At 68.9% G+C, this 23,860-nt stretch carries 27 protein-coding genes and 1 pseudogene; 13 read left to right on the forward strand and 15 right to left on the reverse strand.

What is annotated here, in order from left to right:
- Positions 1-7: 7 nt before the first annotated feature.
- Complete coding sequence (locus AQJ66_RS03020) at positions 8-1,258, reverse strand: hypothetical protein (RefSeq protein WP_244162721.1); 1,251 nt, start codon at positions 1,256-1,258, stop codon at positions 8-10.
- 737 nt (positions 1,259-1,995) lie between these two features.
- On the opposite strand from AQJ66_RS03020, the gene AQJ66_RS03025 reads away from it, so the two are divergent.
- The gene (locus AQJ66_RS03025) at positions 1,996-2,850 is read left to right on the forward strand and encodes a hypothetical protein (RefSeq protein WP_061915922.1); all 855 of its coding nucleotides are present in this window, start codon (positions 1,996-1,998) and stop codon (positions 2,848-2,850) included.
- Here AQJ66_RS03025 and AQJ66_RS39880 read toward each other — a convergent pair.
- A complete protein-coding gene (locus AQJ66_RS39880) occupies positions 2,841-2,972 on the reverse strand; it encodes a hypothetical protein (RefSeq protein ID WP_267893341.1) in 132 nt (43 codons plus the stop codon). The genes AQJ66_RS03025 and AQJ66_RS39880 overlap by 10 nt on opposite strands.
- Before the next feature lie 253 nt (positions 2,973-3,225).
- Between AQJ66_RS39880 and AQJ66_RS36885 the strand changes: the two genes are divergently transcribed.
- From AQJ66_RS36885 to AQJ66_RS03060, 8 genes are all read left to right on the forward strand, one after another.
- Positions 3,226-3,435 carry a hypothetical protein gene (locus AQJ66_RS36885; RefSeq protein WP_055493664.1) on the forward strand — a complete coding sequence of 70 codons (210 nt, stop codon included), beginning with the start codon at positions 3,226-3,228 and terminating at the stop codon, positions 3,433-3,435.
- Positions 3,419-3,934 (forward strand): DUF6879 family protein, encoded by a 516-nt coding sequence (locus AQJ66_RS03035; protein WP_055493665.1) that lies wholly within the window; start codon positions 3,419-3,421, stop codon positions 3,932-3,934. The genes AQJ66_RS36885 and AQJ66_RS03035 overlap by 17 nt, the downstream gene beginning before the upstream one ends.
- Positions 3,931-4,764: a helix-turn-helix domain-containing protein gene (locus tag AQJ66_RS03040; RefSeq protein WP_061915928.1), complete on the forward strand. Its 834-nt coding sequence runs from the start codon at positions 3,931-3,933 to the stop codon at positions 4,762-4,764. Before AQJ66_RS03035 ends, AQJ66_RS03040 begins: the two co-directional genes overlap by 4 nt.
- 412 nt (positions 4,765-5,176) lie before the next feature.
- On the forward strand, positions 5,177-5,314 hold the full coding sequence (locus AQJ66_RS39270; protein WP_006143122.1) for a hypothetical protein: 138 nt from the start codon (positions 5,177-5,179) through the stop codon (positions 5,312-5,314).
- A gap of 14 nt (positions 5,315-5,328) precedes the next feature.
- Positions 5,329-6,516, forward strand: coding sequence for a cupin domain-containing protein (locus tag AQJ66_RS03045; protein ID WP_061915931.1), 1,188 nt, complete (start codon positions 5,329-5,331; stop codon positions 6,514-6,516).
- On the forward strand, positions 6,513-7,418 hold the full coding sequence (locus tag AQJ66_RS03050) for an aldo/keto reductase (protein ID WP_061915934.1): 906 nt from the start codon (positions 6,513-6,515) through the stop codon (positions 7,416-7,418). Before AQJ66_RS03045 ends, AQJ66_RS03050 begins: the two co-directional genes overlap by 4 nt.
- A gap of 16 nt (positions 7,419-7,434) precedes the next feature.
- Complete coding sequence (locus AQJ66_RS03055) at positions 7,435-8,253, forward strand: phosphotransferase (RefSeq protein ID WP_244162722.1); 819 nt, start codon at positions 7,435-7,437, stop codon at positions 8,251-8,253.
- A 183-nt stretch (positions 8,254-8,436) separates the two neighbouring features.
- A complete protein-coding gene (locus tag AQJ66_RS03060; protein ID WP_244162723.1) occupies positions 8,437-8,664 on the forward strand; it encodes a hypothetical protein in 228 nt (75 codons plus the stop codon).
- Positions 8,665-8,784: 120 nt separating this feature from the next.
- Here AQJ66_RS03060 and AQJ66_RS03065 read toward each other — a convergent pair whose 3' ends face one another.
- From AQJ66_RS03065 to AQJ66_RS03110, 9 genes are all read right to left on the reverse strand, one after another.
- On the reverse strand, positions 8,785-9,483 hold the full coding sequence (locus AQJ66_RS03065) for a hypothetical protein (protein WP_006143115.1): 699 nt from the start codon (positions 9,481-9,483) through the stop codon (positions 8,785-8,787).
- A gap of 82 nt (positions 9,484-9,565) precedes the next feature.
- A complete protein-coding gene (locus AQJ66_RS03070; RefSeq protein WP_006143114.1) occupies positions 9,566-10,021 on the reverse strand; it encodes a hypothetical protein in 456 nt (151 codons plus the stop codon).
- Positions 10,022-10,104: 83 nt separating this feature from the next.
- Positions 10,105-11,826: a relaxase/mobilization nuclease domain-containing protein gene (locus AQJ66_RS03075; RefSeq protein ID WP_006143113.1), complete on the reverse strand. Its 1,722-nt coding sequence runs from the start codon at positions 11,824-11,826 to the stop codon at positions 10,105-10,107.
- Positions 11,827-11,885: 59 nt separating this feature from the next.
- Positions 11,886-12,356 carry a plasmid mobilization relaxosome protein MobC gene (mobC, locus tag AQJ66_RS03080; RefSeq protein ID WP_006143112.1) on the reverse strand — a complete coding sequence of 157 codons (471 nt, stop codon included), beginning with the start codon at positions 12,354-12,356 and terminating at the stop codon, positions 11,886-11,888.
- A 483-nt stretch (positions 12,357-12,839) separates the two neighbouring features.
- Positions 12,840-13,031, reverse strand: coding sequence for a hypothetical protein (locus AQJ66_RS03090; RefSeq protein WP_006143110.1), 192 nt, complete (start codon positions 13,029-13,031; stop codon positions 12,840-12,842).
- Positions 13,028-14,713, reverse strand: a complete 1,686-nt coding sequence (locus AQJ66_RS03095; RefSeq protein WP_061915939.1) for a collagen-like domain-containing protein — start codon at positions 14,711-14,713, stop codon at positions 13,028-13,030. Before AQJ66_RS03095 ends, AQJ66_RS03090 begins: the two co-directional genes overlap by 4 nt.
- Entirely contained in the window at positions 14,710-15,354 is a 645-nt protein-coding gene (locus tag AQJ66_RS03100) for a WhiB family transcriptional regulator (protein ID WP_061915942.1), read from the reverse strand. Before AQJ66_RS03100 ends, AQJ66_RS03095 begins: the two co-directional genes overlap by 4 nt.
- A 155-nt stretch (positions 15,355-15,509) precedes the next feature.
- Positions 15,510-16,226 carry a zinc finger domain-containing protein gene (locus AQJ66_RS03105; protein ID WP_006143107.1) on the reverse strand — a complete coding sequence of 239 codons (717 nt, stop codon included), beginning with the start codon at positions 16,224-16,226 and terminating at the stop codon, positions 15,510-15,512.
- A gap of 2 nt (positions 16,227-16,228) precedes the next feature.
- Entirely contained in the window at positions 16,229-17,116 is an 888-nt protein-coding gene (locus tag AQJ66_RS03110) for a helix-turn-helix domain-containing protein (protein ID WP_006143106.1), read from the reverse strand.
- An 875-nt stretch (positions 17,117-17,991) separates the two neighbouring features.
- Between AQJ66_RS03110 and AQJ66_RS03115 the strand changes: the two genes are divergently transcribed.
- The 4 genes from AQJ66_RS03115 to AQJ66_RS03130 all read left to right on the forward strand — a co-directional run bounded on the left by AQJ66_RS03115 (position 17,992) and on the right by AQJ66_RS03130 (position 21,630).
- Complete coding sequence (locus tag AQJ66_RS03115) at positions 17,992-18,432, forward strand: helix-turn-helix domain-containing protein (RefSeq protein WP_063785003.1); 441 nt, start codon at positions 17,992-17,994, stop codon at positions 18,430-18,432.
- A 71-nt stretch (positions 18,433-18,503) separates the two neighbouring features.
- Positions 18,504-18,980, forward strand: a complete 477-nt coding sequence (locus AQJ66_RS03120) for a hypothetical protein (protein ID WP_006143105.1) — start codon at positions 18,504-18,506, stop codon at positions 18,978-18,980.
- Entirely contained in the window at positions 18,977-20,185 is a 1,209-nt protein-coding gene (locus AQJ66_RS03125) for an MAB_1171c family putative transporter (RefSeq protein WP_006143104.1), read from the forward strand. Before AQJ66_RS03120 ends, AQJ66_RS03125 begins: the two co-directional genes overlap by 4 nt.
- Positions 20,182-21,630, forward strand: a complete 1,449-nt coding sequence (locus AQJ66_RS03130) for an amidase family protein (protein WP_061915945.1) — start codon at positions 20,182-20,184, stop codon at positions 21,628-21,630. Before AQJ66_RS03125 ends, AQJ66_RS03130 begins: the two co-directional genes overlap by 4 nt.
- Here the strand turns inward: AQJ66_RS03130 and AQJ66_RS03135 are convergent.
- The 4 genes and pseudogenes from AQJ66_RS03135 to AQJ66_RS03145 form a co-directional block, all read right to left on the reverse strand.
- The gene (locus tag AQJ66_RS03135) at positions 21,608-22,126 is read right to left on the reverse strand and encodes a P-loop nucleotide/nucleoside kinase family protein (RefSeq protein ID WP_061915948.1); all 519 of its coding nucleotides are present in this window, start codon (positions 22,124-22,126) and stop codon (positions 21,608-21,610) included. The genes AQJ66_RS03130 and AQJ66_RS03135 overlap by 23 nt on opposite strands.
- Positions 22,127-22,164: 38 nt before the next feature.
- Positions 22,165-22,800 (reverse strand): M15 family metallopeptidase, encoded by a 636-nt coding sequence (locus tag AQJ66_RS03140; protein ID WP_061916714.1) that lies wholly within the window; start codon positions 22,798-22,800, stop codon positions 22,165-22,167.
- 75 nt (positions 22,801-22,875) lie between these two features.
- Positions 22,876-23,064, reverse strand: a pseudogene (locus AQJ66_RS39885) (NUDIX hydrolase); the annotation flags it as partial.
- Positions 23,065-23,078: 14 nt separating this feature from the next.
- Positions 23,079-23,843: an NUDIX domain-containing protein gene (locus AQJ66_RS03145; RefSeq protein WP_244162724.1), complete on the reverse strand. Its 765-nt coding sequence runs from the start codon at positions 23,841-23,843 to the stop codon at positions 23,079-23,081.
- Positions 23,844-23,860: the final 17 nt, after the last annotated feature.

Consider the following 23,860-nt stretch of genomic DNA (forward strand, 5'->3'; position numbering starts at 1 on the left):
ACTGCCGTCACTCGTTTGAGGACTCCGTTGCCAGCGGGATACCGCACAGCGGGCAGCCGTTTGCGTGGTCGTCCTGACAGACGTAGCCGATGGCGCCATCCACGCACCATTCGGCGGCCTCCTCGGACAGCAGGTCGGGCCCGGCAAGGAGCAGCCGACGAAATTCCGTGGTGTCCGCAATGTCGGCCGGCCGGTTGGTGAACCACTCGTCGAACCAAGGCTTGTCCCGGTGTATGCGCCAGTGCGCATTCTCCCGGTCGTCGACAGCCGTAAGGAACCGATCGACGATGCGCCCCCAACTCGGTGCTCCGAACCAGCCGTTGTCGAACGCGCACAAGGATTCGACCAGGGTTCGCAGACCGAACTCCTTCTCGCTAAGGCAGTACCTTCGCCCCCATGAGATCGCGACCTGTGCCATCTCCGCGAGTTCTACGCGCGGATCATCCTCGTGTGCCGGGTCGTCAGGGTTGTGGCAGGCCAGCCCGAGCTCGAGCACAGACTGCCCGGTCGGTAGAACCCGGGACGGGTTGACGATCGCGAGACCGAGACCGATCCAGTCGACATGGTCGAACGACAGCATCGAGCGCACGAGTCGGGTGGTTGCCGCGTTGATCCGCATCATTGTGCCGTCGTGCAGCGGACTCTTCCCGGCATGCCAGTTCTCGACGGGTGTGTTGCGCCACACGGCGAGCGTGATGCGGGTGGCAGCGAGCCACAGCAGGGCGTCGTCGTCGAGGTGCCCGAACCGCTTGGCGCACTCCTGGGCGCCGTAGGTGATCAACTCTTCCGGTTTCGGCCACCTGTGGCTGTCGGGCCCTTCAGGCCCTTCAGGCGCGTACTCGTAGTCATCGGCGTACTCGTCGAGGATCGCGCTCAACTCGGCTGCGCTGTAAGCCTCGCTGTACTCGGAGCTGTCCGGCTCCTCGACGGTGTACATGTCGTGGTCCCAGGAGACGTACACGTCGCCCCAGAGCACGACGTCATCGCACTCGTTGGCGTTGTCCGTCACAACCGGCCTGATGGTGATCGGGGCAGTACGCCCGTCGGTTCGCTCGCCGTCCTTCTCGGCGGCCCATGCGGTGATGACCCCGAGCGGCTTCGGAAGGAGAGGACCGACCTCGGTGATGCTGAACGGCTCGTCGTCGTCATCGGTGTCGAACCGGCTGTTGACGAACGCGACCGCCTCGGAGGGCGTGCTGACGATGGACTGGCTACCACTCTCGTTGTCAACCACTCGCCACAACGCGCTGTTCTTCACGATGCTCTCCGATCGCGGTGAGTGCACCCGGGGCGGGTGCGATGCGCCGGGTCGCTCGGCACTGACTCCAATTATGGGCTGATCAACCCGTCCGTAGTCCCGCAGGCGCTTGTCAGCGACGACGCTCGGGACGTTCGTGTGCAACGAAGGTGTGTGAGTGGGTGGAACGGATGGTTGCCGATGCAGGTTCGTGACGCCCCGGGCCGCGTTGCAGCCTGCTGGACAGCCTGAGGAAATGACACCGATCTGAGACAGCCGCCTGCCGACACAACGTGAGACTCAAGGGAAATATCCAGGTCACAGGGTCGGCGCCTGACACTGAAATTGAGAACCTACAGGCCCGCCGCATTCTTCGCCACCCAAGCCGCTCTTCAACCGCATCATTGTTCGTTGCGTCCCCTGCCAGGTACACGCAGTGGACACCCGTCGCCGGATGGATCCGCTCAACCAGACCGCGCCGTACAGCACAGCACACGCCCGTCTAATCCAGCGTCTCGCCGGCCGTCGCGGTCCCTCCTGCCGCAGATCATCCCGCCGCAGCTGTTCCTGGCTCCGTAGAGGGGGGAAGTTGCCGCAACCGACCTCGTCCTTGGCGAATGCCAGGCGCTCCGCCTCTTCCCACTCGATCAACTGCCGCACAGGATGCCGCACATCACCCACTACATTAATCAACTTACGGGTGCTTTCACCTGACGGCAGGTCGCCCCTACCCCACAGCGAGGGCCCAAGGAGTCCAGATGACGCTCTCTTCGCCTGGTGCACGGGCCGTGGACTTGCGTGTTGAGCCGGTTGATGACGTTCTCGAACACGTGGAGCGGTCCCTTCAAATGCAGTTGGTCCGTGACACCGTGGTGTGCAAGCGGCGCTCGGTTGGGGGGCGGACGGACCGTGGAACGTGGGTGAGGGTTGAGCGGCGCAGCTTCGACCGGATCGGAGCACAGGGCTGGAACGGCACCGAGGCCGCAGCGGTCTTGCATGGAGTGTCTATGCCGAAGTGGTACGCGGGGCTGGCGTGGCGCGAGCGGGACGAGCCGGTGATGTGGCGGGCAGACGAAATGGTGCTGGTCACCGCCCCGCCCGTTGGGCAAGCCGCTCTGGTGATCGAGGATCCTCAACTGTCGGACGGCTGGTGGGCGGCACTCAATGCTTCGCTGGACGCACTCGCCGCGCAGCGCACGCACCGCCTCGCCACTCCGGACACAGAGACGGCCACCCAGGAACTGGTGACTGGGACGATCCGAGCAGTCTTCCCCGAAGTAGACGCCACCGTGGATGAGTGGACGCCGGCACATGCGGATCTGACGTGGGCGAACGTGACCGGGCGCGAGTTCTGCATCATCGATTGGGAGGATTGGGGGATGGCGCCGCGCGGACTGGACGCGGCCACCCTCTGGGGGAACTCCCTCGCCGTCCCTGCCCTGGCACAACGAGTGTGGGCGGAGCGTCGGCCAGACCTGGAGAGCAGGTCTGGCCGGCTGATGGCCCTGTTCTTCTGTGCGAAGGTCGTAGGGCCGCACGCCCATCCCCAGGATCCCCGCTTGGAGCCCGCCCGGGAGGAGGCGGCGCGGCTCATCGCCGAGCTTCACTCCTGACGGCGGTTGCGCAGGAGGCTGCGGTAGTGGCGGACGGCCTCCTCGTCCACCGCGAAGCTCTGGGCGTTGGTCAGCTCTCGCAGGTGGTCGGGGTTGTCCGTGCCGACCGCTACCGCGTTCACGGGCGGGAGGTGGTAGGCGGCCCTGAAGGCAGCCTGCACCGGGGTGGCCTGCTGCCGGGAGCAGGTAGGACGGGGTCCCTCAGTCAGCCCCCGCACCCTGCCGCTCCTCTTCCTCCCCTTCGGCTGCGCCCCTCCGGCCGCATGGGTTTATGCGAGGACACGCATAGTCGTGTTCGTGCATAGACGCTGCGCCCCGCCCCCTCTAACGTCATGGGCAGGCGGCCCAATCGGGGTCAGAGCAAGGGGGTTTGGCATGTCCGAGCGTTCGGCACTCACCCGGCTCACGGGCAATGGCAACGGCGAGTGCGGAGAGAAGGACTGCCCGAACGTGTACCGCACGGCCGCGGGGTCGTTCGTGGTGCAGGGTGACGTGTCCGACGCCTTCACCCCGCCCGCCGGGGAAGGGCTTGTGGAAATCCCGGAGGCGGTTCTCAGGGAGGCGTTCCGTGCACTTGGATGGTGACGCCTGGAACGACTGCTTCGATTCCATGGAGCGTGAGGCGTGGAGGCTGGAGACGCTGCCCGTCTACACCATGCCCCAGGAAGCGGAGAAGTTGAAGCGATTCCTCGCCGGGGAGAAGTCGCCGGACGATTACACATCGGCCTGGATGGATGAGGTCCGGCAGTGGGCCTCAGAAGGAAAGAGAGTCGGCAGGGTGCACGTCGTGACCCGCCCGCTCTCGGACTACCTTCGGTTCGAATTCGAGTACTACTACCGGCACCACGTGAAGGCGGGCGAGGATATCCGTATCCTCGACCTCACCGACCGGGAGAACCCGGGACTTCCAGATCAGGACTTCTGGATGTTCGACGAGTCCAAGGTGGTCCTGATGAACTACCGGGCGGACGGGACACAGATAAACCGGGAGCTGTACGAGGGCGACCCGGAGCCCTACCGGCAGTGGAAGCGGATTGCCATTGCTAAATCCGTGCCGTTCCTGGAGTACGTGAGCAGCGGGTGACGTTCGATCCTGAGCAGCTCGGGCAGCCGAAACAGGAACTGGCGGCCCTGCTGAAAGAACTACGCAAGCGAGCCGGCCTCACTGGGGACCGGCTCGCTCGGCGTTGCAACATGTCCCAATCGAAGATCAGTCGGATCGAGAATGGGAAAGTTCAGCCGAGTCTGCTGGATCTGGAAAGGATCCTCCGGGCCGTGGTGGCTCCACCCGAGGTCATCGAGGAGGTCGTTGCCCTCGCGAGGCTGGCCAACACCGAATGGCAAGACCTGCGCTCGCTCCGGCGTAGGGGCCTGGAGAAGAAGCAGACTGAACTTGCCGCCCTTGAATCCTCGTCCACGGAGTTCCGCTTCTTCCTGCTCTCGATGATTACAGGACTGCTGTCCACCCCTGAGTACATCCGCGCCAGCCTTGCCCATTCTCCGGCCGATGTCACTAAGACGATCGCGAGGAAGCTGGAGCGGCAGGAGGTTCTTTACGACACGAAGAAGCGGTTCACTTTCATTCTCACCGAGCAGGCTGTGAGGTGGCCACTCCTGCCCCCGGCTGCGATGGCGATGCAGATTGACCGGCTGGCCTCACTGACCCACCTTGCGAACGTGAAGCTCGGCGTCATCCCCATCGCGGGATACAAGCCCATGGCTCCGATGGACACCTTCACCATCTATGACGACACCCTGGCCACCGTGGAGAACACCACCGGTGTCGTGATCCTGAGAGATCCACGTGACATCGAAATGCACTTGGAACTGTTCTCCACGCTTGAGGGTTATGCGCTGTTCGGGGACGAAGTGCGAGCCTTGTTGGCGGAGTGGTCCGCCGCCTGCCGTTCATGATCTTTAGTCCATGACGGGAAAGAACTACACAGCCGTCGCTTTGTAGGCCAATGATTTCCCCCATGGCAGCGACCGGGCGAAACGAAAAGTGGGTCCGCTACGGCGTGGGGTGGCGGCTGGGGTACCGGCGGAGGTTCGGCCCTGACGCTGGTGTGCGCTCATGACGACCGGGTGCATGACTCTCCGGGTGTCATACGACGGGGGCCGGATGTACGACTCGGTGCGCATGGTGCGGGTGAACCACCGCAACGCAGTGATCTCGGGTTCGCCGACCAAGTCCCCGCCGTGCGGGTGCCCGCGGTGCACAGGGCGCCCATCGTCGCCAAGGTCGGCGTCCGCCGCGCTCGTCGCTGTCCCTTTGCTTCCTGCCGGAATCCCGGTGGGAGTCCCCGAGAAGAGAGAGGTAAGTCCGATGGTGGAAGAGAACACCACGTCGGCCGCCCCCGAGGGGGGTGGACTGCTCGTCGCGAAGCGGAAGATCGTGGCCGCGCGCACGCGTGCCGAGCAGGAGTCGGACGTCAGCAGTGGCCGTTCCGACGGCAACGACTGACGGGAGCGCCCACGTTGCGTGATGCAGCCTCGTGGGCGGGGCGGCTGGGCGGGGACAGGTTCCTCGCCCAGACGTACCACCGCTCGTACGCGCACTTCCCCGGGGTCGCCGACGTGGCGGGTCTGTTCTCCTGGGACGACCTGAACCGGATCATTGCCACGCAGCGGCTGGAGCCGCCCCGGCTGCGCCTGTCGGCTGACGGCGAGATGGTGCCGCTGCACCGCTACGCGATCCCGACAACGAACCGCCGCGCGGTCACCTGGTCCCGTATCCAGCCGTCCGACTTCCACGCCCAGCTCAGGGACGGGGCGTCGCTGGTCCTCGACGCGGTGGAGAAGATCCACCCCGCCGTGGGGGCGGCTGCGGAGGGGCTGGAACGCTTCCTCGGGACTTCCGTGCAGGCCAACGTGTACGCCTCGTGGACCGAGCGGGAGGGCTTTGGCCGGCATTGGGACGACCACGATGTCGTCGTGGTGCAACTGCATGGCTCGAAGCGGTGGCGCCTGTGGGGGATGACCCGTGAGGCGCCCACCTTCCGGGACGTGGAGTCGCCGGAGGAGCCAGAGGGCGACCCGGTGGCGGACCTCGTTCTGTCCCCGGGTGACGTGCTCTACCTGCCGCGCGGGTGGTGGCACTCGGTCACTGCCGATCAGGGGACGGAATCCCTTCACCTCACGTTCGGCATGGTCCCGCACACCGGCGCTGACCTGATGCTGTGGGTCGTCGATCAGCTCCGGGCGTCCCTCGCGCTGCGCCGGGACATCCCGCGCTTCGGCTCGCTGGCGGAACAGTCGGACTTCATCGACGCCGTACGACGTGAGGTGGCCGACATGATGGCGGACCCCCGCCTCGTGGAGCGGTGGGCGGAGTCGATCGACACGACAGACCTGGGCCACGCGATTCCGTCCCTGCCCTACGTGGACGGACTCCCCGCACGGAGAGAGATCACGGTCAAGCTCACCGCTCCGAGAGGTCGCCTGACGGCCAACCGCGAACAGGGCACGGTCACCTTCTCCGCGGCGGGTACCGCGTGGGACTTCGCTGAGTCCGCGGCGCCCGCGCTGGGCACGCTGCTGACCAACCAGCCGACCACGCTGGGGGAGGTGGCCGACTCCGCCGGGCTTGAGGTCAAGGAGGTGGCCGAACTGGTCTCCGTCCTCATCGACGGCCACGCCGTCGCAGTCGTGGGGACGGCGCTGTGACCGCCGCGCTCTGCCTGGGGACATACCGCGTGCGTGCCGTCAGTCAGGCGGCACGCGCCGCCCTGGCCGCAGGCAGCCCCTGGGTGGACACGGCACCCAACTATGGTCGTGGTCAGGCGCATGAGGAGCTGCGCCCGGTGCTCGGGGAATACCCGACCGTGCGGGTAGCCACGAAGACGGGGTTCTTCACGGAGGAGCAAGGCCGCAGCGCGCTGGCTGAGGGCGTGCTCACCCGGGAAGAGGCGGCTGGTAGGCACAGCCTTGAGCGAGGCTTCGTCCGCTGGCAGACGGAGCGATCCTTGGCCGCGCTCGGGCGCGTGGACCTGGTGTTCGTGCACAACCCTGAGCACCACGGGCACGGCCTTGACCGCGCCGCTCTGCACGGGCGTGTGCGGGAAGCCTTCACGGCGCTGGAGGAGTTCGCCCATGCGGGCAGGATCGGTGGGTACGGCGTCGCCACTTGGTCGGGCCTAACCTCCGGAGCGTTCAGTGTCGCCGAGTTGCTCGCGCTCGCACGCCAGGCGGTTGGTTCCGCCGAGCATCACTTCACGGGCTTGCAGATGCCCGTCAGCCTGATCATGGATGCCCCGATCACACAGGCCCTGAACGGCGGCGGACCACTGGTACAGGCGAAGGACGCCGGGCTGATCACGTTCGGCTCCGCGCCCCTGCACGGGGGCGAACTCCTCGACGCCATGACACCCGAACTGGTGAACCTCATCCGCCCCGGCCTGTCGGCCGCAGCCGCTGCCCTGCTGGCCGCTGGCTCGTGCCCCGGCCTCGATGTCGTCCTCACCTCCGCGAGCACCCGCGAGCACTGGGACGATGTGGCCAAGGCTCTGGCTGCGCCGCTGACGGCCCAGGAACTCAGGAGGGTGACGGATGAACTCGCCGGTGAATGAGGAGGTACGAGCCCTGATGGAGGCAGCCCACGACCGGGCGGCCAAGGCACTGGGCCTCGCCTGCACGGGTCCCCTGGCGTGGGGCTTCCTCGGTGTCACCCTCGGACGCCGAGCGGAGGACCGGTGGCTACGGGTGAGCCGGACGGCGAAGAGGAACGCGGGCAGGAAGCCGGGGGAGGGCATCGTCGGGGCTTCCCAGCTCCTACCCGAAGGCGTCCCGCGTCCCCGCCTGCACGGGGTGCACGACTGGACTGACGGCGAGTGGGCCTTCGAGGCCGAAGTCCTGGACTACCTGACACAACCCGTGGTGTCCCCGGACCGAGCCGACATCGATCACGATCCCAGGTTGCCTGACGAGTGGTGGGCGGGCCTTCGCCAAGCCCTTGCCCTGCTCGCTGAAGCGGAGGGTATGAAGACGACCGTCCGGGACGGATGGATCGAACGAGCCTTCCCCCAGTTCCTTGGCATCCCGGCCCCCGCCAAGGTGGATCGGGTGACCGGTCACGGTGACCTGCACTGGGGCAACCTCACCGCCGAGCCCCTGTGCCTGCTGGACTGGGAGCGGTGGGGCCTGGTGCCCTTCGGTTACGACGTGGGACTCCTCCACGCCAACAGCCTGCTTGTACCCGACGTAGCCGCCCGCATCCGCAAAGAGTTCGCGGCCATCCTCGACACCCCCGCCGGCCGAATCGGGGAACTCGCGGCCCTGGCCGAGATGCTGCAAGCCGTAGCCCGTGGCTGGTACCCCGACCTGGCGCCCCACCTTCTCGCCCGAGCGGAGGCACTCACGGGAGTGCGCCCGCCCGTTCCGGTGCACTCCGAGGTGAGCGCCTGACTGCGCCCCTGCGCGCCTCGTGGCGCGGTGGACTCCCAGCGCCTTGGCAATGCTGGTGACGCTCTCGCCCTTGTCGCGTCGCGCACGGGCTATGGCCAGCTTGCTGTCCCCACCCGGCCGCGGGCATCACCGGAGGACCCAGCGTTGCCGGACCGGAGACTGTCGTACCGGCTGTGGACGGCCGTGAGCTCCTCAACGGCGACCATCAGGCTGCTCTTGGTGGAGGGCAACCTTGTCGGTCGATCGCACGTCGCTGTGGACGTACACCTGCGGGCCTTCACTGCGGATGCCGGCGTCACGGGCCTGCAGTACGAGGAGCTGCGAGCTGTGTACGAGGAGGCCGCCGCCCTCGGACACGAACCGGGCGGGATGGAGCACGCGGTATGGCGGTTCAAGTCGAGGGCCGTCTGACCCGCCACCCTAGGCCGGCCGCTGCTCGGCGACGCCCAGCACGCTCACCCGGATGCTCTGAATCCTCGGATCGACACGGCGCCCTCGACCGTGGTGGTCGAGAGCGCCGTTGCGGGCGCGTCAGCGGGTTGCTGTCGCCTTGGCGAGGGCCTTGTCGAGATGCTGGCCGACCAGGGCTGGCGCGCCGGAGACGATGAGGAGCAGGCTTCCCTCACGTATCGCGGTCTGCTTGACGACGCTGTCCTGCCCACCGGAGGTGAAGGTCATCAGCTGGCTCCACTGCTGGTCGCCGAGCCGGGGCGCGGTCGTCTTCTGTGACGTGACGTTGATGGCGGTGCTGCCGGAAACGACTTGGTAGGTCGGGCAGCCGGTCATGGCGTCGAAGATCCGATCGATGCCGTCGGACAGCTTCGCGGAGGTGTCGCTGTACAGCTCCTCGGAGACCTCCGAACCGGCGCTGCCGCCGGTGTAGGTGAAGGACACCTTCGCCTTGTTGGGGAAGTCGAGGGAGCCGCTGGCCGCCGCGTCGCCGCCCAGCTTCTCCAGGGCGGGGCAGCCGGTGACGGTGACGTCGTCGTGGCTGGAGGTGTCCTCCGGCTTGCGGGTGTAGTCGGACCCGAGGTCGCTCTCGTCGAGCAGGCGGGGCTGAAGCGCGGCCGACGACAGCGGGTCGTCGCTCTGCTTGGTGGTGGCCGGGTGGTCTGCGGGGGCGGAGGACGGGGAGGTGGACTTCGCCTGGCTGGTGTCGGCGGAGCAGGCGGGCAGGGTGAGGGCGGCGGCGGTGAGGCCGAGGGCGGTGATGGTGAGGCGAACGCGCATGGGTGAACTGACCCCTGTGGTGCTCGGTGACGGTTGGACAGTGCGGGCCCGTGGGCCCGAGAAGGGGCCGAAGGAGTGGAGGTCAGCGGTGGCCGAGGTGCCGCAGGCAGTCCTCGAACGTGGCGTGGATGGCATCTCCCGGGCCGGAGTGTCGGTTGAACCACGCGGTGTCGAGACGGGTCTCGTGCTGCTGGTGGCCGGCCTGGCAGCGCAGCCAGACCTGGTCGTGGGTGGAGAGGATGAGCCACTCGCGGTAGGCGCCGCACTCGGCGCAGGCGACGACCTCGCCGTCCAGGACGAGAGGCCACGGCCAGGGCATCACCCGGCCGTCGAGCTGGTCGTGGCTGGGGACGCGCAGCTCCGGCGGGAGGAAGTCGTCCACAATCGGCGCCGGCTCCGCGAGCTGATGCTCCTGCTGCATCTGCAGGACCGGTGGCACCTGGTCGGCCATCCGCAGCCACGCCTCGTACGCCCGGCGCTGCACCTCGCTGAACTCTTCCTCTTCCGCGCGGCGGCGTCGTCGTATCCGGTGAAACACCCGGTGTCCTCCCTCGTCTCGTCCTGCACGCGTCATGATCGTGCGCGAAGTCCGCTGACCTGTTCAATTCACAAAGTCCACAGTCACGACCGGCCACGCCCAGGCCGGGCCTGTCCGGGGATGTGCTGCCCGGCGCGCTGTGCCGAGCGCTGTGCGGCGTGAGCGTCGGGCACCATGCCGGTGGCATCCGCAGGCAGGTCCGCTGCCCGGCGCAGCCGCCACACCAGGACGTCGCTGACGGACTCCGCCGTGTCCAGCTCCCGCCGACCCGCGGCGTCGGCGAGCAGGGCGGCCGGGTCGTGGCCGGCGGCTTCGGCGTCGGCGAGGGTGGCGGCGAGCGCGTACCAGCCGGGCTCGGCGAGGATCTGCTCGGCCAACTCCGGCAGCGCTGTGCGCAGCACCGTCGTCTGCCGCTGCCGCAGCGCCCGGCCCAGGCGCCGGCCTCGCTGGTAGAGAGCACCGAGGGGTTGAGCGGCGGCGGCCTGGTAGGCGGCGCGCAGATGTTCGGCGGCCTGGCGGGCGGCGGCGGCCTGCTGGGCGTGGTTCTTCTTCGCGTGCCAGTGGGCGGCGGCGGTGATGAGGAAGAACAGCATGTCGATCGCCATCGCGGTGGTCGCGCCGTCCTCGCCGCGGCCCAACGCCGGACCGCTATAGACGAGGTCACGGGCGGCCTGCCGCAGCGCTCGGTCGTGGCCACGCTCGGCGCGGACGTGGGAGCGGGAGGCCCGCTCGAACGCGAAGGCGGCGTCACGCAGTTCGCGCCTGGTGCGGGCCGCGGAGGTCTTCGCGAGCGCGTCCAGGACCTCGCCGGCAGCGGCAATGTACGCGGCGGCGATGGCGTCGTCGCCGTGCTCGATGACGAGCACCGCGTTCCACGCGGCCGAGGCCGTGCGTCGGCGGGCGGCGGCCGGGTCGCTCGGCGCCGCAGGGGCGGGCACATCTGCCGGTGTGGCGTCCTGGTCGCGAGTGTCGGCGGACCAGCGCTCCCGGATACGGGGCAGGGACAGATCGGGGGCCAGGCGGGCGCCGGGGTAGAAGACCGGTTCGCCGTCCTTGTTGCGGTCGTCGGGCAGGGCGACCTTGTAGCCGAGCAGGTCGCCGGAGGGGGCGACGCGCTTACGGATGATCAGGCCGGCGGCGGCCAGCCGGTCGAAGAACTCGGTCTCGCTGCTGGCGCCGGCCACCGCGCGGCGCACGGTTTCGCGCAGTTCCTCCCGCGCGGTGCGCTCGCGGCCCTGACGTTCGGCTTTGTGGCGCTCGGCGCTGGTGGGGCGTTGGGCCGCGGTGCCGTCGCCCTTGTTGAGCCGGCGCAAGCCCAGCTCCGCTTCCAAGGCGCGGGCCTGGGCCTGGGCGCGAGCGGCGTCGTGGTCGAGGTCGGGCTTGTAGCCGTCCTCACGGACGAGCGTGGCGACGATGTGAATGTGGTCGTCGGCATGCCGGACGGCCACCCACCGGCAGCCCGCGCCCTGTTCGGGGTAGTCGATACCGGTGGCGGCGACCATCCGGCGGGCCACCTCGCCCCACTCCTCGTCGGTCAGGATCCGGTCCTCGGCACTGTTGCGGACGGACAGATGCCACACGTGCTTCTTCGGCCGGTCAGCCTGGTCGATGTTCTCGACGGGTTGGTCCAGGAGCTGCTGGAGCGGCTTGAGGGTGGCAGACGGGTCGCGGCCGGGGTCGGGAGCGTTGTGGTCCCACGAGGCGACCAGGTGCGGGTCGATGTGCTCCTCGTGCTTCCCGGGCCCGTAGAGGTAGTAGAGGAGACCGATGGTGCGCTGCCCGCGCTTTTGTATCCGGGGGATCATGCTGCTGTCCGAGGTCGTCGCTGGGAGTGGCGGGATGCGGGGCGGTAAGGGGAGCCAGCTCAGCGCTGCTCCAGCAGTCGGTCTGTGGCTGCCTGTACGCGGGTCACTGCGCGCTGGACCGCCGCGACGACCGCATCGATTTCCGCCGGCTGGCCGCCGGAGTTGATGGCCCGGGCTATCTGGTTGAGGTTGTTGCCGACTTGTCCGAGGTGCCGGCGTGCGGCGAACAGCTCGGCGATCAGCTCGCGGTGGCCGGCGATGGCGGCGGCGGTGCTGTCGAGGTCGTGAGCGGCGGCGAGCCCGCTGCGGGCGAGGAAGCCTGGCAGGCTCGTACGGGTCGCGGTGGCGGCAGCGCAGAGCAGGGTCTTCTCGTCGCCGTTCAGGCGGACGCTGCAGACGTAATCACGCTTGTGCGAGGGCGGCTTGGGCGAGCGCTTGCGCGAGGTTTTCTTCGCGGCGCGCGGCTTGCGCAGTGAAGGCGTCTCCTCCGGCTGCGATCCGCCCTCGGTCGCTGTCTCACGGACCAGCACCCCCCGGTGCTGGTCCGCTCTCGCCACCCCCGGGGCGGGCTTGGCCAAGGCGCGCTTCCCCGACGGGGAAGAGTGTCTTGGCCGATAACTTGCTCGCCCCGAGACCGAGTTGGAGTTGGGAGCAGGTTCCGGGGCGGTGCCGGTCTGGGTGGGGTTCGTCATCAGGATTCGGGCCTCGTGGAGCGGGTGTGCTGTTGGATGCTCGCGGCCAGCGCGAGGACGTCGGCCGGTCCCGTAAGGACGCGGACGGATCCTTCTGAGTGGCCCTGGACGAGCCACTGGCCGGTAGGCGCGAGGACGGCGGCGTGCAGGAGTCTCCGGCGGACCAGGACGTCCGCCCAGGCGCTGGCCTCGACGACCGTGGCCTCGGATGAGCGAACAGGACGCGGAATCAAGGCGTGTCTCCTCAAGCGGGGCGGGTGGCCCGGCACGGAGCCGGGCCCCCCTTTGCGATTAGGGGGCCTTGAGCGGGGTTTTGCCGGTTCAGCCGCACTCGGGGCAGCGACCGACGTGGCTGTTGAGCGCGCGGGCCATCCGCTGCTTCGTCGAGGCAGCCTGCTTCGCGCTGGACTTCGCCGCCGGCCTGCCCTCGTGCCGCTTTGAGTGGGCGAGCATGAAGCTGATCTCCCGCTCGTACTCCGCACGGACGGTGTCGAACTGGTGGCAGGTCTTCATCGGGCGGAGCTCCTTGTCGTCGTGGTGGCGTCACTCCGCAGTTCCTGGAGGACGAGGCTCAGCCGGTCGTTCCGGCCGCCCTTCAGGCCCTCACGGCGGAGAATCTCCCGCAGCTGGACCCGGGTGACGGACTCGTTGCCGTCCCGTTCGAGCAGGGCAGAGACGTGCGGACGGACCTGCTGGACGAGCTGGTCCACCGACTGCTCGAGCTCCCGCGGCGCGCGCTGCGTCTGCGGGCTGCGGGACCGGGCGCGCTTCCCCTTGGTCTTAGTCCGGGGCTTCGTGGCCGTCGTGCTCCGCAGAGGCACCGTGTGTCCCCGGTCCCCGGTGGGCTCGGTCCCCGTGTCGGTGTCGTTCGGTCCCCGGTCCCCGGTGGGCTCGGTCCCCGTGTCGGTGTCGTTCGGTCCCCGGTCCCCGGTGGGCTCGGTCCCCGTGTCGGTGTCGTTCGGTCCCCGGTCCCCGGTGGGCTCGGTCCCCGACTCGGCGGCGTTCGGTCCTGGATGCGAATCAGGGCCTTGAGCAGCTACTTCTCGCGCAGTGCGGTCGGTCCCCACGCCTCCGGCGTCCCCCTGTGAGGCTTCCGGGTCGGTGGGACCGGTCCCCGGGACCCCACCTGTGGCTGGAACCTCGGTCCCCACCCTGGTCCCCGCGTTCTCGCCCCCGGTCCCCGCGCCATCCGACGCCTTAGAGTCCGCAATCTTGGGGACCGGTCCCCTCGGGGCGCTCGGTCCCCGGTCCCTGTACGACTCGTGGGGGCCGGGGGGATCGGCTGCGGGGACCGGCGCCGTCGAGGCCGGATGCGAGGGGACGGCGGCTGCCCTCGCGGTGATGTGCGCCGGGGACCAGGGCGAGGGAAGCGGGACCGTGGCGAGCGCGAGTGCGTGCCGGCGTGCGGCGAGCTGGTCGAGCAGCTGTGCGCGCTGGCGGGCGTCGGTCCCGACCGAGGCCCTGCCGACCGCCTTCGACAGGCGCCGCGTCAGCCGCCGGCCGCGTCGGCTCTGCTGCTGCTCGGGTGTGCGTTCGGCGAGGCGGACGGCGAGGGCGACTGCGCGGGCGGTGGCCCGGTCCCGGGTGATCTGTGCGGCGTCGCGGTCGCGTGCGGCGATCCCGAGGCGGGACAGCAGCCGCTCGCGTGCTTCCCGCCCCAGGACGGCGATCAGTCCGTGGGAGGCGGCACCCGGGGTGCGCAGGCGCAGCTCGATCCCCATGGCGAGGTGCCACAGCATCGCCGCCATGACCGGCCCGACGAAGGCCCTTACCGTGCCGCCGATAGGACCGCTCTCGGCATAGGCGGGGATCACCTGCACTCCGGTGATCACCCAGACCAACGTGCCCGGAAGGCCGGGGGCGCCCTCGGTGGCCAGGTTCTGCCGTGCCATTAGCGCCGTCGCGAAGAGCGCCAGCTCGGCTGCGGCGAACATGCCGGCCCGCTCGGCGGTGCCGGCCATGTCGAGGTAGTCGGCGGCGAACCGCCAGCTCGTGTCCGCGGAGTAGCAAGTACAGCCGAGGGCGGCAAGGGCAGCGACCTTGACCGCCGGACCGCTGAGACGTTTCTGCGGGCGTGTGCCCTGGCGCCGGATCGTCCAGGCGGTCAGCACCAGCACGACGGCGGCGGGCACCACGGCGGCGAGGAGGAGAGAGAGGTCCGGAGCGGCGCCGAGGGACAGGAAGGGGTGGGTCATGCGGCCTTTCCGAGAGAGGCGTGCGCCGGAGTCGACGCTGCCGGGCGGGCTGCTGGCTGCTGTGTGCCGGGTGCTGAGGCGGGCGGGGGGCCGCCTGCTGCTGGGGCGGTCTTCTTCCGCTTCTTCTTGGGCCGCGGCACGCCGTAGGTGCGGTCGCGGTCGAACACCTTGTTGGTCGCCTGCCGCAGCAGGTCGCGTGCGTGCTTGTGGCTGATCTGAAGGGCGGTGGCGAGCCGGTCGGGCCGCCAGCCGCGTACGTAGGCGTGGTCGATGACGACCTGCCGCTCGGCCTCGGTCAGATGCACGTCGCGTCCCAGGAAAAAGGAGGTTACGCGTCGGTAGTCGAGGCGCTGGTGCAGTCCGTCGTGCCAGGGACGCCGCTCGGCCTCGGTGAGGCCGCCCCAGATGCCCTCCTTGAGGACGTTCTCCAGGGCGAAGTTGAGGCAGTCGCTGCGTACCGGGCACCAGCCGCACAGCTCCTTCGCCTCGGCGATGGCTTCGTGGTCCCGCGGGAGCGGGAAGAAGACGGCGTCAGCGTCCTCGACGTCCATGCCGTGGCACGCTCCCTGGGTGTGCCAGTTGGTGTCTCCGATACTGCGCAGGCCGGTGGCCGGCGCGTCGTGGGTGGTGATGTGACGCAAGGGTGGTCTCCGATGTGCTGCCGCGTCGGCCGGCTGGGGCGGTGCTGGGCGCGGCGTCGGGTGGCCGCAGCGCGCGGGCGTGCGCCGCAGCCGGGGCGGGACGGTGATAGGGGGTAGCGGTGCATCGGGCGGGATGCACGCGACCGATGCGCCGGTCAGGCCACGGCGGGCTGCTGGACCTGCTCGCTCGGCTGGGCCTGCCGGGCGGCGGCGAGGTCGACGCGGCCGGGGTGCGGGATGGCGCGCGGGGCGGTCGTGCGTACCCCGTCGTCGGGACCGATCCGGCGGCGACGACACGGCTCACCGGGCTGGGCCAGGCACCACTCGCACTTGACGCTCAGGGCGTCGGGCAGCCCCTGAGCGACGGCGGCCTCGCGGGCTGCGCGAGCGGGCCGATAGGGGGCGAGGGCTGCGCGGGCGGCGGGCGGTATGCAGGAGCCGATCTGCCGCAGCCTCGCCTCCAGCCTTGGGTCGATGCGGTCGCGACCGCTGGTGATGGCTCTGGCCTGGGCGGGCTGCGCGGTGCCGGCGGCGACGGCGCGGCGGGTGCCGACCAGCTCGGCGGTCCAGGCGGCCTGGTCGTCCGGGTCGGCGGACGGCGTGGGATCGGAGTGCCGGGCCAGGCGGTCGCGACGGTAGCTCTCCCAGGGGCGGGCGACGTCCGCGGGCAGGATCTGGTACGGCGAGACTCTGATGTGCTGGCGGGCGGCGACGCGGGCGTCCCAGCCGTGCGGAGTGGCCATCGGCACGTCGCCAAGCAGCTCGTGCCACTGTGCGAGCTGGTCGCGTGCCTCGCCCTGGTTGGTGCGGATGGTGCGGGGGTCGAGTCGGCCGATGTAGGCCAGCAGGGCTGCGATTTCACGGCGGTCCACGACTACTGCTCCGTTTCGGTCGGCTCGTTCAGGGCGGCGAGAAGTGCGGCGGTGTGGGCCTCTGCCCGCGTCATGCCGCCGGGCTGGCCGGGACCCGTGCCGGGCACGGCGTAGAGGTTCGGGCGGCCAGGGGGGTGCTCCCGGGCGACCCAGGAACGCCAGTCGGCAGCCCACGCAGCCGCCGGCCTCGGCTTGAAGCCGGAGCGGTGGGCACGCCACTTCGCGTCGGCCGCCTGCAGGCCCTGCTCGCCCAGACGGTCGAGGTGCCCCTGCTCGCGGGCCCAGGTGTGGGTGGCTGGGTCGACCTGCCACTCGGCAGCTGAGAGGACGGCACCACCACCACTGCTGTACCTCCGGTTCAAATCCGGTTCACTACGGTTCTGTGTGCCGGTTTCCGGTACATCGCTGTGCCGGTTCCCGGCACGTCGAGGTGCCGGTTTCCGTCCGGACCTGCTGGATTCCGGTACTGCCGGTTTCCGGGCCCTCGCAGGGGATTCCGGCACCTCACGCGGGCGGATGTTGTAGCGCCGCAGGGCCGAGATCCGGAGCGCCGGGGTGGCTTCGGTCCCCTCCGCCGGCGTCTGGTCGGGGTCTTTGTCGTCCACGGTCTCCGCCAGGACCTTGGCGGCGAGGGGGAGGCGGTAGACGGTGCTGCGCTGCGGGCCGGTGAGGTCTTCGAGCTGCTCCAGCTCACCGGCGTCGACCAGACGGTCGATGGCTTCACGGACCGTGGAGACGGAGGCGCGGGTGCGCTTGGCCAGGCTCGACAGGGAGGCCCAGGAAACGCACTGCTCGTCGCCCACCCGGTCGGCGATCGACAGCAGGACCAGACGCGCCGTCCCCCGGCTGCAACTGTGCTCCCACACCCAGTCGCGGGCTTCGCTGCTCATCGGCAGCTCCCGACGAGCGGGCGGGTCCCGCAGCTCGGCGGGGCCATGAACGTGCGGTCCGGCTCGGGGCGCTGAGGCGCCGAGGCGGAGATGGCTGCCGCGCAGGCCAGGCGAAAGGGCCTTTTGCGCAGGGCAGGAGACATGCGATACTCCCCTTTGCAGTGTTGCCACGCTGACGCGCCCCTTGGAAGGACTCAGCGTGGTGATGGTGGGCAATCTCCGCCCTTGCCGGGGCGGGTATGCCGCTTAGCGTTCGGCGTCCGTGAGTTACCGCTCCCGGGCGCCGTCGCTGTTTGTGGACCTTCGCGGTCCGGTCCGTCCTCGTGCTCTCCTCATGTCCGTCGCTGCGGGCGGGCTGCCCGGGGACGACGAACATACGCACGGACCCGTATCAAGATCCAGACTTGGTTCTTAAACTCTGTACTGGTTGCAGAGAGTCATCGGATGATCGTGTGCCGCAAGTGTCCGTACGGCGCGACCTGGGGCGCACCCCCGCGTCGAAGCGCACCGTTGCCGCGGTTGCCTCGAACGCCGAGAGCGTGTCACTGTGTCCGAATTGGAACGGGTGTCTGTTATTCCCTGCAGTGGAAATGCGAGGCGGATGGGGTGTTTCCACTGCCGCCTCCGCGCTTTCCGGTCGAAGATAAAATCCTGCGTGCCAGACGTGACCTATGTCGCTGGCTGTGGCTTGTGCCACTCACCCGGCATACTCCTGCCGGTAGAAACGGACAGGCCGACCTGAAACAGGCGGTACGCGTCACACGGAAACGTGCTGGTGAGGAAGAACTTTCCATACAGTGGATCAGCTCGTCAACTCACGTTTATCGCGGGGTAGGGTGCTTGAAGCGACGACGAAGTCCACCCAGGAAAGGATCATGAAAGACTCGACCGAAGGCCAGGTGAGCCCCAAGGGGCTCATGGACCGCCTAAACCGCCTGTTCGACACAGTGCACCCGCCCGACCGCGGCCCCTTCAGCAACGCCGAGGTGGCCGAACTCATGGAGAAGCGCGGGCTGGGCAAACTGTCGGCCCAGTACCTCTGGCTCCTGCGGACCGGGCAGCGCGATAACCCGACGAAGCGTCACCTCGAAGCGCTAGCAGGGTTTTTCGGCGTGGACCCCGCATACTGGTTCGACGACGTCGTCGCCGAAAAGACCGTGCAGGAACTTGAGTTGCTCGCACTGCTTCGCGACACGAAGATCAAAAACGTGCTCCTTCGCCTGTCCGACGTTTCCGCAGACGGAAAGGATGCCGTCCTGGGAATCGTCGAGAGCGTACGAAAATCCGAGGGGTTGCCACCCTCAACTGGCTCGTAAAACGGCCGCGTTCAGTAAGTGATCAAGGAAAAGCAATGTGGTCCGCACGTAGGCTGCGCCGGCCTGACCTTTTGGCCGAGCTGCAGCTCCCGCACGTCACCAATATCCGCGACCTCAGCGACGAGGTCTCACGCCGCACGGGACGGAAGGTGGTCCTGGAGGCCCGTGAGCAGGCGCCCTCCGTGTGCGGGGCATGCGCCGTCACGGAGAGTGCCTTCCACGTGTACTACGACCCGCGGACCAGCTCCCTGCACCAGGACCACATCATCGCCCACGAGTTCAGCCACCTGCTGCTCGGCCACCACGAGAACCGCCCGGCGTCCGCGCTCTCCTCAACGATCTTCACCAGCGTGGGCTCGGCCACCGTCGAGATGATGCTGGGCCGTACCAAGTACGACGAGGACGAGGAGCGGGACACCGAACTCCTCGCCTCGTTGATCCAGCGCTGGATCATCGACCGGTGGCTGCGCAGCGACGAGTCCTCCGGAGACGAAGTGCAGGACCGGGTCACGCACACGCTGCTGCGCCGACGGGAGGCCCGGCCGTGAAGGACCTGCTCCACCCGATCAGCCTCGTCGTCGCCACGCTCGGCTTCCTCTGCTTGCTGCGGGACGTGCCGACCCGCCGCCGAGACCCCGCCTTCACCGCGCTGGCCGCCGTCTTCCTGCTGTCAGGGCTGTCGTTCCTGTTCTCCATCACACTGATGTGGCAGTACCTCGATCATGTCCTGGGCGTGGTGAACCTCTCCGTACCCCTGGCGATGGGGTGCGTGGTCGCGCTGCTCGCCTGCCAGCAGATCGTCCTCACCTACTGGGGATCACCCCCCGAAGTTGCCCGCAGGAGGGCACGGGAGTGGGTAGCCGCAGGCTTCGCTGTGATCGCAGGGCTGCTGGTGCTGTTCGCCCTGCTGACGCCTAACGCGCCGCGACCGATCAACTTCACGCTGTACTACGCGCATGATGGCTGGTACGCCGCGTATCTCACCCTGTACGTCACGGCCTACACCATCGGCGAACTGTCCCTCGCCCGTGCCTGCTGGCGCCTGGCCCACCGCAGCACACGCGGGTCCGTCCGTATCGGCCTGCGCATCGTCGCCCTCGGCGCGACCGTCACTCTCGGATACAGCGCCGTGCGCATCGGGAACGTGATCGCCGGCGCCTTCAACGCGTCGCTCGCGGAGTGGGAGGGCTTCGCGTGGACCTGCGGCGATGTCGGAGCCATGCTCACGCTCATCGGCTGGCTAGTGCCCACCATCAACGATCAGGCTCAGAGTCTCCAGTACCGGATCAAGCAATACCGCAGCTACTACGGCCTACGCCCCCTGTGGCTGGCGTTCTACAGCGAGGCGCCCGAGATCGCACTGCCGATCGACCGAGTCGACCCGGCCCAGAGGCGCCGCTTCCGCAGCATCTCGATCCGGCTCTACCGCCGAGCAGTCGAGATCCGAGACGGACGGTTCGTGATCCGTCAGTACCTAGATGCCGCAGTCCGCGAAGCCAGCGAAGCCCGCCACCGGGCGCGAGGACTTCACGGAGAAGAGCTGTCCGCGGCCGTCACCGCCGACCAGATCCTCGCCGGAATCGCCGCCCGGGCCGCCGGTACCCGCCCGGAGACCGACCAGCTCACCGAGTTCGCCGACTCCGAACGCCAGACCAGCAGGCCCATGGACGACATCGACGCTCTCCTCGACGTAGCGCGCCACCTGCCCCGCCAGCCCGCACGAGCCCCCCACCTTGAGCAGGTCTCCGCATGACGACCGACCTCACCCACCAGCCCGCCCACGTCCAGCTCCAGGCCCTGGATCGCCGCGAGATCTCCAGCCGCGAACTGCTCGACCTCCACCTGGCGCAGATCGACGCCAGCCAGATCAACGCCGTCGTTACCCGCGACGACAGCACGGCCCGAGCCGTCGCACACGCAGCCGACGAACGCCGCGCCCGCAACGAGAGCACCGGCATCCTCGACGGCCTTCCCCTCACGATCAAGGACAGCTTCGAGACGGCCGGCCTGCGCACCACCAGCGGTGCCGAGGACCTCGCCGATCACGTTCCCGCACACGACGCCGACGCCGTCGCCCGGCTCCGCCACCAAGGCGCCGTCATCATGGGCAAGACCAATACCCCGGCGTACTGCCAAGACCTGCACACCGACAACGTCCTGTTCGGCCCCACGCTTAACCCGCATGACCCCAAGCGCACTACCGGCGGCTCCTCCGGCGGCCCCGCCGCAGCAGTCGCCGCCCGTCTGACCCCCGCCGACCTCGGCAGCGACCTCGCCGGCTCCCTGCGACTCCCCGCCCACTACTGCGGCGTCTACGGCCTGCGCCCGACGCAGGGACTCATCCCAGCCCGCGGCCACGTCCCTCGCCCGCCGGGGTGGATCACCAGCAGCGACATGGTCACCCCCGGCCCCCTGGCCCGCCACCCCCGAGACCTCGACCTGCTCCTCGCCGCACTGACGACACCGTCACCCGACGAGAACAACCCCTGGAGCGTCACGCTGCCCACGGCGCAACGCCCGATCAGCCAGCTCCGCGTGGCAGTGTGGGCCGACGACGCGAGCTGCCCAGTCGACCGCAACACCGCTGATGCTCTCGCCACCGTCGAACGGACGCTGACCTCCGTCGGCGCGAGTGTCCGCCATACCACGGGGCCGGTCGGCTTCGCTGACTCTCTGCGCCTCTTCGAGCAGCTCCTCTATGCCACCACGACCGCAGCCACCGACGACGACGCCGGCGCCGCCGAACTCGCCGCTGCCCGTGACCTGCACACGGACGATGCGAGCCCTCGAGCCGCCTTCCTCCGCCACCGAACGCAGACACACCGTGTCTGGCTCCGCGCCAACGAGGAGCGCCTCCGGCTCCGGCAGACGTGGCACCGGTTCTTCGCCGACGCCCAGCACGACGTCCTCATTACGCCCGCCGCTCCTACTGCGGCGATCCCAGCCGGGAGTCGCTCTCTCATGGTCGACGGCGTTGAACGGAGCTTCTTCGACCAGACCTGCTGGGCCAACCTGACCAGCCACGTCGGTCTGCCCAGCCTGGTCATGCCTGCTGCGCGTAGCGCCGATGGCCTCCCGATCGGTGTGCAGCTGGTAGGACCGTCCTATTCGGAGCGGTCTTTGCTCGTGATGGCCGAGCACCTGGCGCCTCTGCTCGGTGGGACGGCCGGGGGCGTCATCGGATCATGGAGCGGATGACCTCTGCGTCGCCGTTGTAGGTGATGACGGCACCTTCATCCTCGGTAGGCGGTTCGAACCGAGCGAAGAAGTCGTCCAAGGCTTCCGGAGTCACGATCAAGGCATTGGCGTCCTTGCGCTGGTTGCGCGCGGCGAGGCGCCGCAGGAGCTCCTCCCTGGAGGCCGGCAGGTAGACGAGCAGCGGGAGTCCGCCCGCGGCCCGGACTGTCTTCTTCCATTCCTCACGATCGGAACGACGCCACAGGCCGTGGTCGAGGACGACGGCACGGCCCGCGCGCAGGTGCTCCGTGAGCTGCGCACGTACGGTCTCGACCGCAGGAGCCTCGCGCTCAAAATACCCGTGCTCGGGATAGTCGACCCCATAACGGCCGTGGAGGCGGTGGACCTCCTCGTCAACGCTGAGGCGGACAAGGCCCATCGCGGCGAGAGCCTGTGCAAGGTGCGTCTTGCCGGAGCCGGTGATCCCGATGAGTAGGACGGCGGTCGGCTTGCTCACGATGTCGCGCTCCCTCGCGGTGCTGCTGGTAGCTGCTGCTACGTACGGTCGCTTGGTCCGTAGATGGCGGCTGCCTGGCCAGTGTGGAGGGCCCAGTATCGGTCTCCGTAGCTGAAATGCCACCACTCCGTTGGATAGTTCACAAAACCGGCGGCTGACATGACGCGGCAGAGCGTGTCGCGATGGGCCCGGGCAGCGCCGCTGATCGAGTTCGCGTGGGTGTAGCAGGCACCGTCGCTTTCCTCTGGGGAGGCGTTCATCCTCGTCCCCATGTCCACCTCCTGGCCGTCCGAGGCGGCGAGGGTCAGGTCGACGGCCGCGCCGGCGCTGTGCGGCGCGATCTCAGGTGGGGAGACGTAGCGGCTTGCGGCCTCGTGGACGCGACTGTCGCTCCAGTCAGGGTTTCCGCGACGCAGCTTGGTCGCGTACTCCTCGAAGTACGCCCGCTGGAGCGCCGGAGGCCGGTACCCCTCAACGACGAGCAGGCGGAACTCAGTGGGAAGCAGTCGCTGGGCGTGTTCCAGGCGCTCGATGAGCCCGTGCCGCAGGTGCGCGAAGTGGCCGTCGGAGTCCTGCTTGCGTTGATCGACGAGGAACAGGCCGGACGCCCGTATGTCGATGAGTTCCTCGCCGCAGTCCTGAACAGGGATGGCGGCGACCCGAGGGTCGGACATCAGCACGATCTTCAACTACGTCTCCTTCGACAGTAAAAGATGAGCGGTGCCGCAGGCGTACGAGGGTGCTGGCGGTCAGGCCAGGCCGTCGCCCGGCATGGCCGCTGGTCCGGATGCGAAACGCGTGGAGTGCGCTGGTGAGTGGTCGATGGCCAAGTCGGGCCGCCATGCGGTGAGGATCTGGGCGCTGCACACGAACAGGCTGTCGGGGAGCTGATCGAGCGGGTGCCAAGCCCAGTCGCCGACGCTTTCGTCCGGCTGGGTGGGGGCTCTGGGGATCAGGTGTGCGTGGTGAGGTAGGCGGGGCCTTCGCCACGACGGGCCCGTTCGATGGCGTCGAGGCGAGCGAAGGCGCGTGGCGCCATCAGGCCCTGCCAGGTGGCGAGGTCGTGCACGGCCCACATGTCGTGCTCGGCGGGATCGAGTCGGATCCGACCGAGCTGCTCTGCGGTGAGCCGGCCTCCGTCGAAGATGAGCCCTACCTTGTTGAGCGGCAGGCCGGGCCCGGCGTGCAGGAAGTGCGTCAGGAGTAGCTTCGGCGTATCCAGGCCCAGTTCGAGGCCAGTCTCTTCGACCGCTTCGCGGCGAGCGGTTTGCAGCGGGTCCTCTCCTTGGGCGTCCAGGTTGCCGCCCGGGAACTGCCAGAGGCGCGAGCCGTAGACCGAGCGCAGTTGAACCGGCCGGTCGTGTTCGTCGCGGATGTACAGGCAGCCGTACACCGTATGGTGGGGGACGGTCTGCGCGTACTGCGCGGGCGTCATCGGCATCGGTCGGCCTGGCCGTGCAGGGCGGTGGTCGAATGCCAAGGCGAGGACGCCGAGGCCCTCCTTGGCTGGCGGGTAGATGCTGCGCAGGTTGGCGAGCAGTTCTCCGGGCGGCCCGTTCGGGTCAATGCGCGCAGGGTCCTCTGAACTGAGCAGATCCTCGAAGGAGGGGTACGGGGTGATCCGCTGCACGATGACGTCGAGCTCCCGGCCTGTGTCGCGGTCGTGGAAGACGACCGTGTCGCCGACGGCAACGGCGCGCTTCTGCGGGGTGGCCACCCTCACTTCGATTGTCT

Source organism: Streptomyces bungoensis (genome assembly GCF_001514215.1).
Classification (GTDB): domain Bacteria; phylum Actinomycetota; class Actinomycetes; order Streptomycetales; family Streptomycetaceae; genus Streptomyces; species Streptomyces bungoensis.

Excerpts from the sequence above, each read along its gene's own strand:
- AQJ66_RS03115 (WP_063785003.1), top strand. The coding sequence starts at position 17,992 with ATGAAAGACTCGACCGAAGGCCAGGTGAGCCCCAAGGGGCTCATGGAC.
- AQJ66_RS03095 (WP_061915939.1), bottom strand. The coding sequence starts at position 14,713 with ATGACCCACCCCTTCCTGTCCCTCGGCGCCGCTCCGGACCTCTCTCTC.
- AQJ66_RS03025 (WP_061915922.1), top strand. The coding sequence starts at position 1,996 with ATGACGCTCTCTTCGCCTGGTGCACGGGCCGTGGACTTGCGTGTTGAG.
- AQJ66_RS03140 (WP_061916714.1), bottom strand. The coding sequence starts at position 22,800 with ATGTCCGACCCTCGGGTCGCCGCCATCCCTGTTCAGGACTGCGGCGAG.
- AQJ66_RS03110 (WP_006143106.1), bottom strand. The coding sequence starts at position 17,116 with ATGAGCAGCGAAGCCCGCGACTGGGTGTGGGAGCACAGTTGCAGCCGG.
- AQJ66_RS03090 (WP_006143110.1), bottom strand. The coding sequence starts at position 13,031 with ATGAAGACCTGCCACCAGTTCGACACCGTCCGTGCGGAGTACGAGCGG.
- AQJ66_RS39270 (WP_006143122.1), top strand. The coding sequence starts at position 5,177 with ATGGTGGAAGAGAACACCACGTCGGCCGCCCCCGAGGGGGGTGGACTG.
- AQJ66_RS03055 (WP_244162722.1), top strand. The coding sequence starts at position 7,435 with ATGGAGGCAGCCCACGACCGGGCGGCCAAGGCACTGGGCCTCGCCTGC.
- AQJ66_RS36885 (WP_055493664.1), top strand. The coding sequence starts at position 3,226 with ATGTCCGAGCGTTCGGCACTCACCCGGCTCACGGGCAATGGCAACGGC.
- AQJ66_RS03065 (WP_006143115.1), bottom strand. The coding sequence starts at position 9,483 with ATGCGCGTTCGCCTCACCATCACCGCCCTCGGCCTCACCGCCGCCGCC.
- AQJ66_RS03075 (WP_006143113.1), bottom strand. The coding sequence starts at position 11,826 with ATGATCCCCCGGATACAAAAGCGCGGGCAGCGCACCATCGGTCTCCTC.
- AQJ66_RS03130 (WP_061915945.1), top strand. The coding sequence starts at position 20,182 with ATGACGACCGACCTCACCCACCAGCCCGCCCACGTCCAGCTCCAGGCC.